Consider the following 12,465-nt stretch of genomic DNA (forward strand, 5'->3'; position numbering starts at 1 on the left):
CTGGCGGGACGCCTCCGCGGAGGCGTCCCGCCAGAGGAAGCCGTGGAAGGGGGCGACGGTGACCGCGGTGTCCGCGCCCCGGTCGACGACCGCGCCGGCCACGCCGTCGACGTCCTCGCCCAGCAGGAAGGGACTGGTGCACTGCACGAGCAGGACGACGTCCACCGGGGCGCCGTGCAGGGCCTCGTGGGCCTCCAGGGCGTGCAGGACGGCGGCCTCGGAGGTGGCGGTGTCGCCGGCGATGGCGGCGGGCCGCAGCACGACCTCGGCGCCGGCCTGCCGGGCGACGGCGGCGATGGCCCGGTCGTCGGTGGAGACCACCACGTCGGTGACGTACCGGGCGGCGCGGCACGCGCGCACGGCCCGCGCCACCAGGGGCACGCCGCCGACGGGGGCGAGGTTCTTCGCGGGCACGCCCTTGGAGCCGCCGCGCGCGGGGATCACCGCGAGCACCCGGCGCTCCTCCGGGCTCTCGGCCGCGCTCGGGCGGGGGGTGTCCCCACCGGCGTCCTGGCCCGTCGGCGGGTGGGACATGGGATCAGCTCCTCGGGCGGATGTCGGGGCGGAGAACGGGGCGGTCACAGCTCGCCCATCCGGCGGATCACCGGGGCCACGCGCTGCACGCCGTGCCGGTAGGCGCCGCGCGCCGCCCGGCGCACGATCTGCCGGACCGGTCCGGGCTCCCGGTCGGCGGTGGGCGCGCCGGGCAGCGGGGTGCCGTCCGGGCCGAGGTGGTGGCGGGCGAGGACGCCGGGCAGGTAGCCGGGCGCGGTGACGGGCGTGTAGTAGGGGGTCAGCGGCGGCAGTCCGCCGGGGCGGCCGAGCAGCTCGGCGATGCGTGCGCGGGCGGCGTCGAAGGCCGTGGCGTAGGAGTCCCCCTCGGCGGCGACGCCCTGCCGGGAGACCCACTCCGCGTCGGGCTCCGGGCGGTGTCCGGCGTCGAGCTGGTCCCAGGAGGCGAGGCAGCCGGAGCCGATGAAGTGGTGGTTGCCGAGCGCCTCGCGCACCCCGAGGTCGGTGAGGACCGCGGTCGGGATGCGGCGGTGCAGCGACTCCAGGGCGGCGGTGGAGCTGACGGTGACCAGCAGGTCGGTCCGGTCGAGGACCTCGCCCATGTGTCCGTAGACCAGGCGGAGGTTGGACGGCAGGTCCAGCCGCTGGGCGAGCTTCTGGTAGGGCAGTTCCTCGAGGTGCGTGGTGTGTTCGCCGGGCTTGGAGCGCAGCTTCAGCAGCACCTCGCGCCCGGGGTGCCGGCGGGCGTGCCGCACCAGCCGGTCCAGCAGGTACGCGCGGTCCCGGCGGCTCTCCGGGACGGAGGGCTGGGCGGCGAAGACGACCGTGCGGGGCTCGTGTGCGCCGGCGTAGGGGGCCCCGCCGAGGAAGGGCAGCGCGACCTCGGTCACCGAGGAGGCGTCGGCGCCCACGCCCTCGTACACGGCGCGGAACCGGTCCGCGTCCTGGCGGGAGTTGGCCAGCACGAGGTCGGCGCCGTGGCGCAGCAGCAGGCCGTCGGCGAGCTTCTCGTAGACGACGCCGACGTACCCGGTGACGACGACGGGCCGCCGCGGCCGGTCCTCCCACACCCGCCGGAGTCCGTGCAGCATCGCCTGCACACCGCCGCCGACCAGGGCGAGCACGAGGACGTCGTACGGTTCCTCGCGCATCGCGCGCAGGAACTCGGCGGCGGTCACCTCGCGCAGCGAGTCCGCGCGGACGCCGACCTCGCCGAGCTGGCGGGCGGTGGGGGTGGCGCGGCCCCGCAGCAGGTATCCGTCCAGGCGGATGCCGGCGTCGGCCGGGTCCCCCGGATTTCCGGGTCCCGTCGGCGCGACGCGGTTCGCGGTGAGGGCGCCCCATTTCCACCGGGTGTCGGAATCCGCGAGGACCGCCACCCTGAGGGGCTTCGTTGCACTTGCTGGCACGCCGAAGACGCTAGGAAGCGAATTCTAGGTATGGCCCAACCGTGAATCAACGAAAAGTTAACAACACCCCACCGAGAGCCGAACCGACCTGCGGAGAACGGGGAAATACGCGGGGTGCACCGTACCGACACATCGAGTTCACCCGCCGTACGGCCACCGGAAAGTCACCGATCCGGGCGGCCTCCTAGGGTTTTTCGGGTGCCAAAGCTTTCCGTGATTGTCCCGTTCTACAACGTTCAGCAATACGCCCAGGACGCCCTCACAAGTCTTCGCACGAACGCCCGGCCGGACTTCGAGTTCGTTCTGGTCGACGACCATTCCGAGGACGGAACCCCGGCGATTCTCGAGCGTGCGGCCGAGTCCCTCTCGGACGTCGCCCGGGTGCGCCACATCCGCCACGACAGGAACGGCGGGCTCGCCACCGCGCGCAACACCGGACTGGACGCGGCCCGGGGCGACTACGTGACCTTCCTGGACGGCGACGACTGGTTCGCTCCCGGCTATCTGTCCGAACTGGTCGCGGCCATCGAGCGGTTGGGCTGCGACTTCGTCCGCACCGACCATGTGCGGGTCACCGCCCGCGCCCGGTCCGTGCACCGGGTGCCGGTCGGGACGCGCGACGAGGTGCTGAACCCGCGGGACGCGATCCTGCCCGCCGACCGGACGACCTCGGTGGACTACGCGTACGCCTGGGCCGGTGCCTACCACCGCCGGCTGCTGGAGCGGGGGTTGCTGCACTTCACCGACGGGCTGCGCACGGCCGAGGACAGGCCGTGGATCTGGAAGCTGCACCGCGAGGCGGAGTCGTTCGCCGTGGTCGGTCTGCTGGGGGTGTTCTACCGGCGCGGGGTCGCCTCCTCCCTCACCCAGATCGGGGACGTCCGCCAACTCGACTTCATCCGCGCCTTCGACCAGGTGATCGAGGAGACGGCGGCGGACCGCGACGCCGACCGGCTGCTGCCCAAGGCGGTGCGGACGTACTGCGCGATCATCGCCCACCACCTCTTCGACGAGGACAAGTTCGAACCGGCCGTGGCCAAGCGGCTGCGGGCGATGAGCGCGGCGGCGCTCAGGCGCCTGCCGCAGGACGCGCTCGACGACGTACTGGAGAGCATGGACATGCGACGTTCCTCCGCACTGCGGCGGCTGCGGCGCCGGATCACCACGGCGAAGGCGGTCGGCTGATGTCCCGTACCACCCAGATCTTCTGCGCCTCGACGCCGCACGACGCCGTCACGCTGGCGGCCGCGATCGAGTCCGGCTGCTTCGCGGAGGCGGAGCGGCGGACGCTGCTGGTCCTCGACGACTCCGCGATCCCGGAGACCACGCCCTCCCTGGACGAGATGCCGGGTTTCGCGCCGCTGCGCGAGCACTTCGACGACGTGCTGTCCTGGAACGAGGCCATCCGCCCCTTCCACCCCGGGGCCTGGACGCCGCGCTCCGAGGACGTCCCGCTCCTGGAGCGCCATCTGCGGCTGCTGTGGGGGCTCGGCGACGACCGCGTGGAGCTGGTCCTGGGGTCCCTCCAGGTCCCCCCGGCCCTCACGGTGGCCCGGCTGTTCACCGGGGCCCCGATCCACGTGTACGCCGGCGGCCCCGTGAGCTACGGCCCCACACCCGACAAGATCGACCTGCTGGTGGGCACGCGCGTGCGGCAACTGCTGCACCTGGATCTGGTGCCGGGCCTCACGCCGATGCTGCTGACCGAGTTCGGCGTGCCGGCGCGCACGGTGCCGACGCGCGCCTTCCTGAAGGCGGTGAGCGAGGTGTCCGGGGCCGCCGAGGCGTCGCCCGCGCTGCCGGACGGCGCGGCGCTGCTGCTCGGCCAGCACCTGTCCGCGCTCGGCGTCCTCTCCCCCGAGGAGGAGGACGACCTGCACGTGCGGATGGTGCGCGGGGCGGTCCGGCGCGGCCACCGCACGATCGCCTTCAAGCCGCACCCGACCGCGCCGGCCCACCACGGCCGTGTCCTGGAGACCGAGGCCGGCAGGCTCGGCGTGGACCTCACCGTCCTGGACACGCCCGTCCCCGCCGAGGTGTTCTTCGAGGGGACCCGGCCCGCGCTGGTCGTCGGCTGCTCCTCGACCGCGCTGTTCACCGCGTCCGCGGTGTACGGCCTGCCGACCGCACGCGTCGGCACCGAGCGGATCCTGGCGCGGCTGGCGCCGTACCGGAGCGGCGACCGGGTGCCGGTCGTCCTGGCCGACGCGGTGCTGCCGGACCTGGAGCGGGAGAAGGGCGAGGACGCCGTTCCCGCCGACGAGCTGGGCGACCTGGTCACCGCGCTCGGCTTCACCCTGCAGCCGCAGATCCACCCGTCCCTGCGCCCGGCCGCGGAGCGTTATCTCTCCCGGCACCTCGGCCCGCGCACCCGGCGCTACTTCGGGCGCAGGCGGCTCACCTCGCTGGGACTGCCCGGCGGCGTCCCGGCGCGGCTCGCGTTCCTGTCCCGCAACCCCGCCGCGCGCCGGGTGGTGCGGCGGGCACGGGCGCTGAAGAGGGCCGTACGGGGCTGAGGGCCTCCGCGCCGCCGCCTCCGCCCGGAGTGGGGGCTGCCCGTGCACCACCGGGAGCCGGGCGCCCGGCTCGCGGAGCGGGCCGCCGCCGTCCTCGACGACCACGCGGCCGCCGTGGCGGACGTGCGCGGCGCACAGAAACTCCTGCGGGAGACCACCCGGTCGGACCCCGACGCGCTCCGGGACACCTTCCGCCCGGCGTGGGCCACCGGAATTCACCGCCCCTTCGAAGGGAGTTCACTTCCCCGCGCTCCGGTCGACACCGCCCCGTCCGGGAACCTCGCCAGCCTGTTCCGACCCCCGTTCTCGAGTGTGAGAGGCCCACGTGCCGAAACTGTCCGTCGTCGTCCCCATGCACAACGTGGGAGCGTTCGCCGAGAGCGCGCTGCGCAGCCTCGCCAACAACGCGGGCCCCGACGTCGAGTTCCTGCTCGTCGACGACTGTTCCACGGACTCCACCCCCTGGGTGATCGACCGCTGGGCGGAGAAGCTCCCGGGCGCCGAGGTGATCCGGCACGAGAGGAACATGGGCATCGCCCAGGCGCGCAACAGCGGTATCGACGCGGCCGGCGGCGAGTTCATCACGTTCCTCGACGGCGACGACTGGTACGGACCGGGCCACCTCGCCGAACTGGTGTCCGCCATGGAGGAGCTGGGCTGCGACTTCGCCCGCACCGACCACGTCCAGGTCACCGGCACCGAGCGGGTGGTCCGGCGCCCCCCGGCTCCGGTGCGCAACGCCGTGATGGATCCGCGCGACGGGATCACCCCGGTCGACACGGAGACGATGGTCGACTACCCCTTCGTCTGGGCGGGGATCTACCGCCGGCACCTCTTCGACGACGGCGGCATGCGCTTCGCGACGGAGCTCCGCACGGCCGAGGACCGGTTGTGGATCTGGCGCCTGCACCTGAGGGCCAGGACGTACGCGTCCCTCGGGTTGCACGGGGTGTTCTACCGGCGGGGCGTGGCGACCTCGCTCACCCAGGTCAAGGACTCCCGCCAGCTGGACTTCATCCCGGCGTACGACGCGCTGCTGCGGGACGTGCAGCAGGACCCGGAGAGCGACCGTTTCCTCCTCAAGGCCGTGCGCACCTACTGCGCCATGATCGCCTTCCACCTCGGCAAGGTGAACGAGTACGAGACCTCGGCGGCCCAGCGGCTGCGGCGTGAGGCGAGGGCCGCGCTCCAGCGCATGCCCGAGCACGCGCTCGAGGAGACCCTCAGGACCATCGACAGCACTCGGAGCAGGTTGCTCGGCCGCCTGCGCAACGGGCGGAAGGCTGCCTGATCCATGCCCCACACGACCCAGATCTTCCAGGTCTCGACCCTCTACGGAGCGGCCACCCTCGCCGCGGCGCTGGACGCGGGCCTGTTCGGACCGCGCGACGCGGCCCGGCGCATCCTGCTGGTCTCCAACAACGCCGCCGTGCCGGAGACCGCCCTGCGCCTGGACGAGATGCACGGCTACGAGCCGATATCCGGCCGGTTCGACTCGGTGGTCAGCTGGAACGAGGCGATCAGCCCGTACCACCCCAGCACCTGGGGCCCGCGCGGGAACGACACGACGCTGTGGCAGCGGGCGTTCCGTCTCCTGTGGGGCATCGACGAGCGGGACCCGGTCGAGCTCGCCGTCGAGTCGATCCAGGTCAACCCGGCCCGTGCGCTGGCGGCGATCTTCTCCGAGGCCGTCGTCCACGTGTACGCCGACGGCCTGATGAGCTACGGCCCGACCCGGGAGAAGCTGCCGCTGACCGTCGCGCGCCGCATCCGGCGGCTGCTCCACCTGGACCTGATCCCCGGTCTGAAGCCGCTGCTGCTGTCCGAGTACGGCGTCGGGCCCGAGATCGTCCCGGACGGGGCGTTCCGCGGCGTGCTCGACGAGATCTCCCGGGACGCGGCGGACGACCCGCGGCTCGCGCCCGTCCTGGGGGAGGCGCCGACGGCCGTGCTGCTCGGCCAGTACCTGGCGGCGATCAACATCCTGAGCGCGCAGGAGGAGGAGGAACTCCACGTCCGCATGCTCACCGGGGCCGTGCGCGCCGGGCACCGGTCCGTGGTCTTCAAGCCCCACCCGACGGCCCCCGCCGGCTACTCGGCGGCGCTGGGCAAGGCGGCGGCGGAGGCGGGCGTCCGCCTCACCGTGCTGGACGCGCCGCTGCTGGCCGAGACGCTGTACCACCACTGCCGCCCCGCACTCGTGGTCGGCTGCTTCTCGACGGCGATGGTGACCGCCTCCGCCTACTACGACGTGCCCGTCGCCCGGGTCGGGACCGCGCTGGTGATGCGGCGTCTCACGCCCTACCCGAACAGCAACCGCGTGCCGCTGGCCGTGGTCGACCACCTGGTGCCCGACCTGGAGCGCGGGCAGGCCCCGGCCCTCGTCGGCCCGGCCCCCGGGACGCTGTCCCCGCTGGTCCGGGCGATCGGTTTCTGCATGCAGCCCAAGACGTACCCGGAGCTGCGGGAGCCGACGGAGAACTGGCTGCGCGAGCACCTGGCCGACAGCCCCGGCCACTACTTCCCCGAACTGCGGCTGGCCGAGCTCGGCCTGCCCGGCAGCCGCCCGCGGTCGCGCGCGAAGCTCCGGGCGAGCCGTGCGAAGCGCGTGGTGCGCAGGGCGGTACGGCGCGGCGCCCGGAAGGGGTGACACGGGCGGGAGGGGCCGGAGCGGACGGCGGCGGCGCCCCACCCGCCACGGGCGGCCAACCGAGTCCCACCCGCCACGGCCGGGCCATCCGCTCTTCAACTCCCGTACACCGGACGGCCCGAGAGTTGCGCGGTGCCGAACGACATCGCCGTACGCCTGCCGCAGCAGCAGAGCAGCTCTCCTTCCGAGCAGACCGCCGCACCGCGGGAGCACCGCCCCGACATCGACCTGATGCGGTTGATCTGTTCCGCCACCATCATGCTGGGGCACGTGGGTGCCCAGTTCATCCACTCCACCGGGAACGACCCGGCGGGCGGCTCCGGGACGTACTGGGCGGGACACGTGGCCGAGGCGGTCAACCCGTACGCCGTTCCCCTGTACTTCGCCATGGCCGGCTGGGCCGTGCTGGTCGGCGCGCCGCCGCGGGACAGCTCCCGGATGTGGCAGAGGATCGTCCGCAACGTCGTTCCGCTCTTCGTGTGGACGGCGATCTACCTGGTCTGGGCCTGGCTGCGGGACCGCAACGAGCGGCCCGTGACCGAACTGGCGGCCCACTCCCTGTTCGGCTCCGTGCAGCCCGCCTACCACCTGTGGTTCCTGTACACCTACATCCCGATCATCGCGCTGCTCGCCTTCGCGGTGCTGCTCAGGGCCGGGAAGCGGCCCTGGGGACTGGGCGCCGCGCTGCTCGGCGTCGCGGTCCTGCCGAGCGCGCTGACCACGGCCGCCGAGGTCACGGGCCGCGACATGCCGCCCGTGGCCTGGGGCTTCGGCACCTATTCGCTGGTGTACGCGGTCGGCGGCGCGCTGCTGTTCGCCCTCCCGGCCGGGGCCGTGCGGTGGCGGTGGCCGCTGTTCGTGCTGCTGCCGCTCACCATGGCCGGCGCCCTCTGGTACAACACGCAGATCCACTACGTGATGCCCAACGCGCACCTGTTCGTCGCCGCCATGAGCATCTGCGTGCTGCTCCTGGTCAGCAGGGTCCGGGTCCCCGGGGCGTGGCGGCCGCGCCTGCGGAAGCTGGCCGGTGCCGCGCTCGGCGCGTACCTGGTGCACGTGCTGTTCGTCGAGGAGATCGTCGCCCCGCTGGTGTCGCCGGACCTGAGCGGACCGGTGGCGGGGCTGCTCCTGGTCGGTCTGCTGATCACGGTCATGGCCCTGTCGTTCGCCTGCAGCCTGCTGTGGGGCAGGCTGAACCTGCGGCGTCTGCTCGGCTGACCCGGCGTCACGCGGAGTTCGCCACCTGTTCGCACTCCGCTCGCCCCGACCTCCCTCCCCGCCGCCGGCGCCCGCCTAGCCTGGCTTCATCCCGCGAGCCGCACCACTCCCACCGAGTTTCCGACGGATCGAGGTCTCCGGTTCATGAACAGCCGCTCCCTGCTCACCAGTTCGGCGGCCCGGCGTCTGCTGCGTCCGGTCGCCGACCTCATCGACCAGCGCATCGAGCGGCGCATCCGCTCGGCGGCCGCCGCGGACGCGGCGGGCAGGGAGCGTCTCGGGGACGCCGTCGAGGTGCTGAAGCACCAGCAGCTCACCCTCGACCTGCTGCTCGGCTCCTCCGGTCGCGGTCTTTCCCGGAGCGTGAGCCCCGGCCCGCTGAACCGCCTGCACTCCGAGGTGGCGGAGCTGGCCGGGGACCGGGACGCCGCCGTCCGCAACGTCGCCGCCGCGTACCGGCTGCTGGTCGCGCTGGAGTCGCTCGGGGTCGGCCGGATCGCCGGCGGCACCATGAACATCTGCGGCAAGCTCGGCACGATCCCCCTGCTCGACCCGCCGAACGACGAGATCCTGGAGATCGGCACGCTCTACGGCATGTTCTCCGCCGGGCTGATCCGGATGATGGAGCGCGACGGCCGCGACCCGAGCGTGACGATCGTCGACCCGTTCGCCGGCGTGCAGCTCCAGCCCGGCAACCCGCGGCGCGCCGACCCCTCCGGCACCCCGGTCGACGAGCGCGCCGTCCGCACCAACCTCGCCCTGGCCGGTCCGGCGGGCACGGCCGCCCGGATCCAGCGGGGCTTCTCCGAGGACCCCGGCACCCGCGCGGCCGTCTCGGACCGCCGCTACGGCGTGATCGTCGTCGACGGCGACCACTCGGCCGAGGGGGTCGCCAAGGACCTCCGGTGGGCGGAGGAGATCGCCGCCCCGGGCGCGATCGTCGTCCTCGACGACTTCGGCGACCCCAAGTGGCCGGGCATCGAGGAGGCCCTGGACAAGCACCTCACGGGCGACACCCGCTTCTCCTACCTCGGCAAGGCGGCGCTCTCGGCGTTCCTGCGGGCCTCCTGACGTCGGACGCGCCGCCCCCCCGGCAGCGCGGAGGCACACGCGCGGCGCGGAGGCACACGCGCGCACAGAGGCACACGCGCGGCGGAGACAGCCGCCGGCCGCGCGGCCCCGAAGGGCGCTACGCGCTCGCCAGCGACAGCTTCACCGCGAACCCCAGGAACAGCGCCCCCGCCGCCGAGGTGGCCCCCGCCGACAGCCGCCGGCGACGGCGGAACGCGGCGGCGAGCCGGGTGCCGCCGAAGATCAGCGCGCTGAGGTAGAGGGCGCTGGCGAGCTGGAGCATGGCGCCGAGGAACACGAAGGACAGCGCGGGGTGGGCGTAGCCCGGGTCGACGAACTGCACGAAGAAGGCGACGCAGAACAGGATCGCCTTCGGGTTGAAGAGGCTGATGACCAGCGCCTGCCGGAAGGGGCGTTCCGTGGCGGCGGCGGGGGCGCCGGTCGCGTCGTCGTCCCCGCGCGTCCGCCACATCCTCCAGGCGGCCCGGAGCATGCCGACGGCGAGCCACGTCAGGTATCCGGCGCCCAGGAACTTCACGATCCCGAACAGGAAGGCGTTCGCCTGGAGCAGCGAGGCGGCTCCGGCGGCCGACAGCGTCATCAGCACGGCGTCCCCGCACCAGACGCCGACCGCGGCCGTGTACCCGGCCCGCACGCCGCGCCGGGCGGCGACGGACAGGACGTACAGGGAGTTGGGGCCGGGGAGCAGCACGATGAGGATGAGGCCCGCCAGGTAGGTGGGCAGATCAGTGACGCCGAGCATGACGGGAGTGTCGCACGGGGGCGCGGCACTCCGCTCCGGTGGTCCGGCTGCCGGGAGGGGCGCCCGCGGAGGTGCTCAGAACGCGTCGCTCGGCACGTGGGTCCCCCACACCTCCCGCAGCGCGTTGCAGACCTCCCCCACCGTCGCCCGCGCCTTGAGGGCGTCCTTCATCGGGTACAGGACGTTGTCCTCGCCCTCGGCGGCCTTCTTCAGGGCCGCCAGCGCGGTGTCCACCGCCTGCCGGTCGCGCTCCGCGCGCAGCTTGGCGAGGCGTTCGGCCTGCTGGGCCTCGATGGCGGGGTCGACCCGGAGGGGCTCGTAGGGCTCCTCCTCGTCGAGCTGGAAGCGGTTGACGCCGACCACGACCCGCTCGCCGGAGTCGGTCTCCTGGGCGATGCGGTACGCGGAGCGCTCGATCTCGCTCTTCTGGAAGCCGCGCTCGATGGCGTCGACCGCGCCGCCGAGCTCCTCGACCTTCTCCATCAGCTCCAGCGCCGCGGCCTCGACCTCGTCGGTCATCCGCTCGATGACGTAGGAGCCGGCGAAGGGGTCGACGGTCGCGGTCACGTCCGTCTCGTGGGCGAGGACCTGCTGGGTGCGCAGGGCGAGCCGCGCGCTCTTGTCGGTCGGCAGGGCGATGGCCTCGTCGAAGGAGTTGGTGTGCAGCGACTGGGTGCCGCCGAGGACCGCCGCCAGGCCCTGGACGGCGACGCGCACCAGGTTCACCTCCGGCTGCTGCGCGGTCAGCTGCACGCCCGCGGTCTGGGTGTGGAAGCGCAGCATCAGCGACTTGGGGTTCCTGGCCCCGAACTCCTCCTTCATCACCCGCGCCCAGATCCGGCGCGCGGCGCGGAACTTGGCGACCTCCTCCAGGATGGTGGTGCGGGCGACGAAGAAGAACGACAGCCGGGGCGCGAAGTCGTCGACGTCCATGCCGGCCGCGACCGCGGTGCGCACGTACTCGATGCCGTCCGCGAGGGTGAACGCGATCTCCTGCGCCGGGGAGGCCCCGGCCTCGGCCATGTGGTAGCCGGAGATCGAGATCGTGTTCCACTTGGGGATCTCGGCCCGGCAGTACTTGAAGATGTCGGCGATCAGCCGGAGGGAGGGCTTGGGCGGGAAGATGTACGTCCCGCGCGCGATGTACTCCTTCAGCACGTCGTTCTGGATCGTGCCGGTGAGCTGGTCGGCGCGCACGCCCTGCTCCTCGGCGACCAGTTGGTAGAGCAGGAGCAGCAGCGCGGCCGGGGCGTTGATCGTCATCGACGTGGAGACCTTGTCCAGCGGGATCCCGCCGAACAGCACCCGCATGTCGTCGATCGAGTCGATGGCCACGCCCACCTTGCCGACCTCGCCCGAGGCGATCGGGGCGTCGGAGTCGTGGCCCATCTGGGTGGGCAGGTCGAAGGCGACCGACAGGCCCATCGTGCCGTTGGCGATGAGCTGCTGGTAGCGGGCGTTGGACTCGGTCGCGGTGCCGAAACCGGCGTACTGCCGCATCGTCCAGGGGCGGCCGGTGTACATCGTCGGGTACACGCCCCGGGTGAAGGGGTACGACCCGGGCGCGCCCAGCTTCTCCGCCGGGTCCCAGCCGTCGAGGGCCTCCGGCCCGTAGACCGGTTCGATGGGCAGTCCCGACTCCGACTCGCGCGCCATGTGTGATGCCTCCCGCTGAGCAGTGCTGCTCGGCCTGCTCGCCGTTGTTCGCCGGTTACCCGCCAGTACAGACCGACCCTCCGACGGAGGGTAGCGGTGCGCGTACGGCCCGGTGGAGGGGCGCACGCTGGGACCTTCCTCACAGCCGCGGTGGGACCCCGCTCACAGCGTCCGCGCCGACGGTCGTCTTCCGGTCACTCACCACCATGCCCCGTGGTTCGGCCGCGGTCACGTCCGGGGAACATTCCGGTGGGCGACCGGGGGCGGCGTCCGGTGGGACGAGGGGGGCTTGCGTGCGGAGCAGGGGCATGAGGGCTTGCGGGCGCGGGGCGGACGGGGAGGCCCGCGGGCGCGGGGCGGGCAGGAGGAGGTCACGCGTCGCCCTGGCGGCACTGACCGTCCTGGCGGGCTGTGCGGCGGGCTGCACGGTGCAGCCCGCCGACGGGGACGGCAGCGGCGGGCCGCCGGTGCGCATCGAACTGCCGGGCGGGACGCCGTCGGCGTCCCGTGCCCCGGACGGCGACGGCAGGGGTTCGCCCGGTGCCGGTGACGACCGGCCCGGCCCCGCCCCGGCGCGGCAACCGCCGCGCGTGCTGTGGTCCCCCGGCGACTCCGGCCGCGACGTCCGCGAACTCCAGGCGCGGCTGCGCCAGGCCGCCTGGCTCTTCC

General features: G+C 73.4%; 10 protein-coding genes and 1 pseudogene. 7 read left to right on the plus strand and 4 right to left on the minus strand.

The genetic code is table 11. The features are described from left to right. Both B7L92_RS27385 and B7L92_RS27390 read right to left on the minus strand, forming a co-directional pair. A partial coding sequence (locus tag B7L92_RS27385) for an acylneuraminate cytidylyltransferase family protein (protein ID WP_143626384.1) occupies positions 1–453 on the minus strand: 453 nt, incomplete at its 3' end. Between the two features lie 125 nt (positions 454–578). Then, positions 579–1,922, minus strand: coding sequence for a DUF6716 putative glycosyltransferase (locus B7L92_RS27390; RefSeq protein WP_081240040.1), 1,344 nt, complete (start codon positions 1,920–1,922; stop codon positions 579–581). A 198-nt stretch (positions 1,923–2,120) separates the two neighbouring features. Between B7L92_RS27390 and B7L92_RS27395 the strand changes: the two genes are divergently transcribed. The 6 genes from B7L92_RS27395 (at position 2,121) to B7L92_RS27420 (ending at position 9,377) form a co-directional block, all read left to right on the plus strand. Continuing rightward, entirely contained in the window at positions 2,121–3,107 is a 987-nt protein-coding gene (locus B7L92_RS27395; protein WP_081240041.1) for a glycosyltransferase family 2 protein, read from the plus strand. Then, positions 3,107–4,438: a polysialyltransferase family glycosyltransferase gene (locus B7L92_RS27400; RefSeq protein WP_081240042.1), complete on the plus strand. Its 1,332-nt coding sequence runs from the start codon at positions 3,107–3,109 to the stop codon at positions 4,436–4,438. The genes B7L92_RS27395 and B7L92_RS27400 overlap by 1 nt, the downstream gene beginning before the upstream one ends. 325 nt (positions 4,439–4,763) lie before the next feature. Beyond that, a complete protein-coding gene (locus B7L92_RS27405) occupies positions 4,764–5,729 on the plus strand; it encodes a glycosyltransferase family 2 protein (protein ID WP_081240043.1) in 966 nt (321 codons plus the stop codon). 3 nt (positions 5,730–5,732) lie between these two features. Continuing rightward, positions 5,733–7,088 carry a polysialyltransferase family glycosyltransferase gene (locus B7L92_RS27410; RefSeq protein WP_081240044.1) on the plus strand — a complete coding sequence of 452 codons (1,356 nt, stop codon included), beginning with the start codon at positions 5,733–5,735 and terminating at the stop codon, positions 7,086–7,088. Between the two features lie 132 nt (positions 7,089–7,220). Continuing rightward, on the plus strand, positions 7,221–8,306 hold the full coding sequence (locus tag B7L92_RS27415; protein WP_081240045.1) for an acyltransferase: 1,086 nt from the start codon (positions 7,221–7,223) through the stop codon (positions 8,304–8,306). Positions 8,307–8,450: 144 nt separating this feature from the next. Beyond that, positions 8,451–9,377: a class I SAM-dependent methyltransferase gene (locus B7L92_RS27420; protein ID WP_081240046.1), complete on the plus strand. Its 927-nt coding sequence runs from the start codon at positions 8,451–8,453 to the stop codon at positions 9,375–9,377. A gap of 118 nt (positions 9,378–9,495) precedes the next feature. On the opposite strand, the gene leuE is transcribed toward B7L92_RS27420, so the two are convergent. Beyond that, positions 9,496–10,140: a leucine efflux protein LeuE gene (gene leuE / locus B7L92_RS27425; protein WP_081240047.1), complete on the minus strand. Its 645-nt coding sequence runs from the start codon at positions 10,138–10,140 to the stop codon at positions 9,496–9,498. A 75-nt stretch (positions 10,141–10,215) separates the two neighbouring features. After that, positions 10,216–11,796 (minus strand): acyl-CoA mutase large subunit family protein, encoded by a 1,581-nt coding sequence (locus B7L92_RS27430; protein ID WP_081240048.1) that lies wholly within the window; start codon positions 11,794–11,796, stop codon positions 10,216–10,218. A gap of 308 nt (positions 11,797–12,104) precedes the next feature. Between B7L92_RS27430 and B7L92_RS42750 the strand changes: the two are divergent. Next, positions 12,105–12,465: pseudogene (locus B7L92_RS42750) on the plus strand (hypothetical protein); the annotation flags it as partial.

The sequence above is a fragment of the Streptomyces viridosporus genome (assembly GCF_002078235.1).
Classification (GTDB): Bacteria; Actinomycetota; Actinomycetes; order Streptomycetales; family Streptomycetaceae; genus Streptomyces; species Streptomyces viridosporus.

Coding starts and splice junctions, on each gene's coding strand:
- B7L92_RS27400 (WP_081240042.1), top strand. CDS start 3,107: ATGTCCCGTACCACCCAGATCTTCTGCGCCTCGACGCCGCACGACGCC.
- B7L92_RS27410 (WP_081240044.1), top strand. CDS start 5,733: ATGCCCCACACGACCCAGATCTTCCAGGTCTCGACCCTCTACGGAGCG.
- B7L92_RS27420 (WP_081240046.1), top strand. CDS start 8,451: ATGAACAGCCGCTCCCTGCTCACCAGTTCGGCGGCCCGGCGTCTGCTG.
- leuE (WP_081240047.1), bottom strand. CDS start 10,140: ATGCTCGGCGTCACTGATCTGCCCACCTACCTGGCGGGCCTCATCCTC.
- B7L92_RS27430 (WP_081240048.1), bottom strand. CDS start 11,796: ATGGCGCGCGAGTCGGAGTCGGGACTGCCCATCGAACCGGTCTACGGG.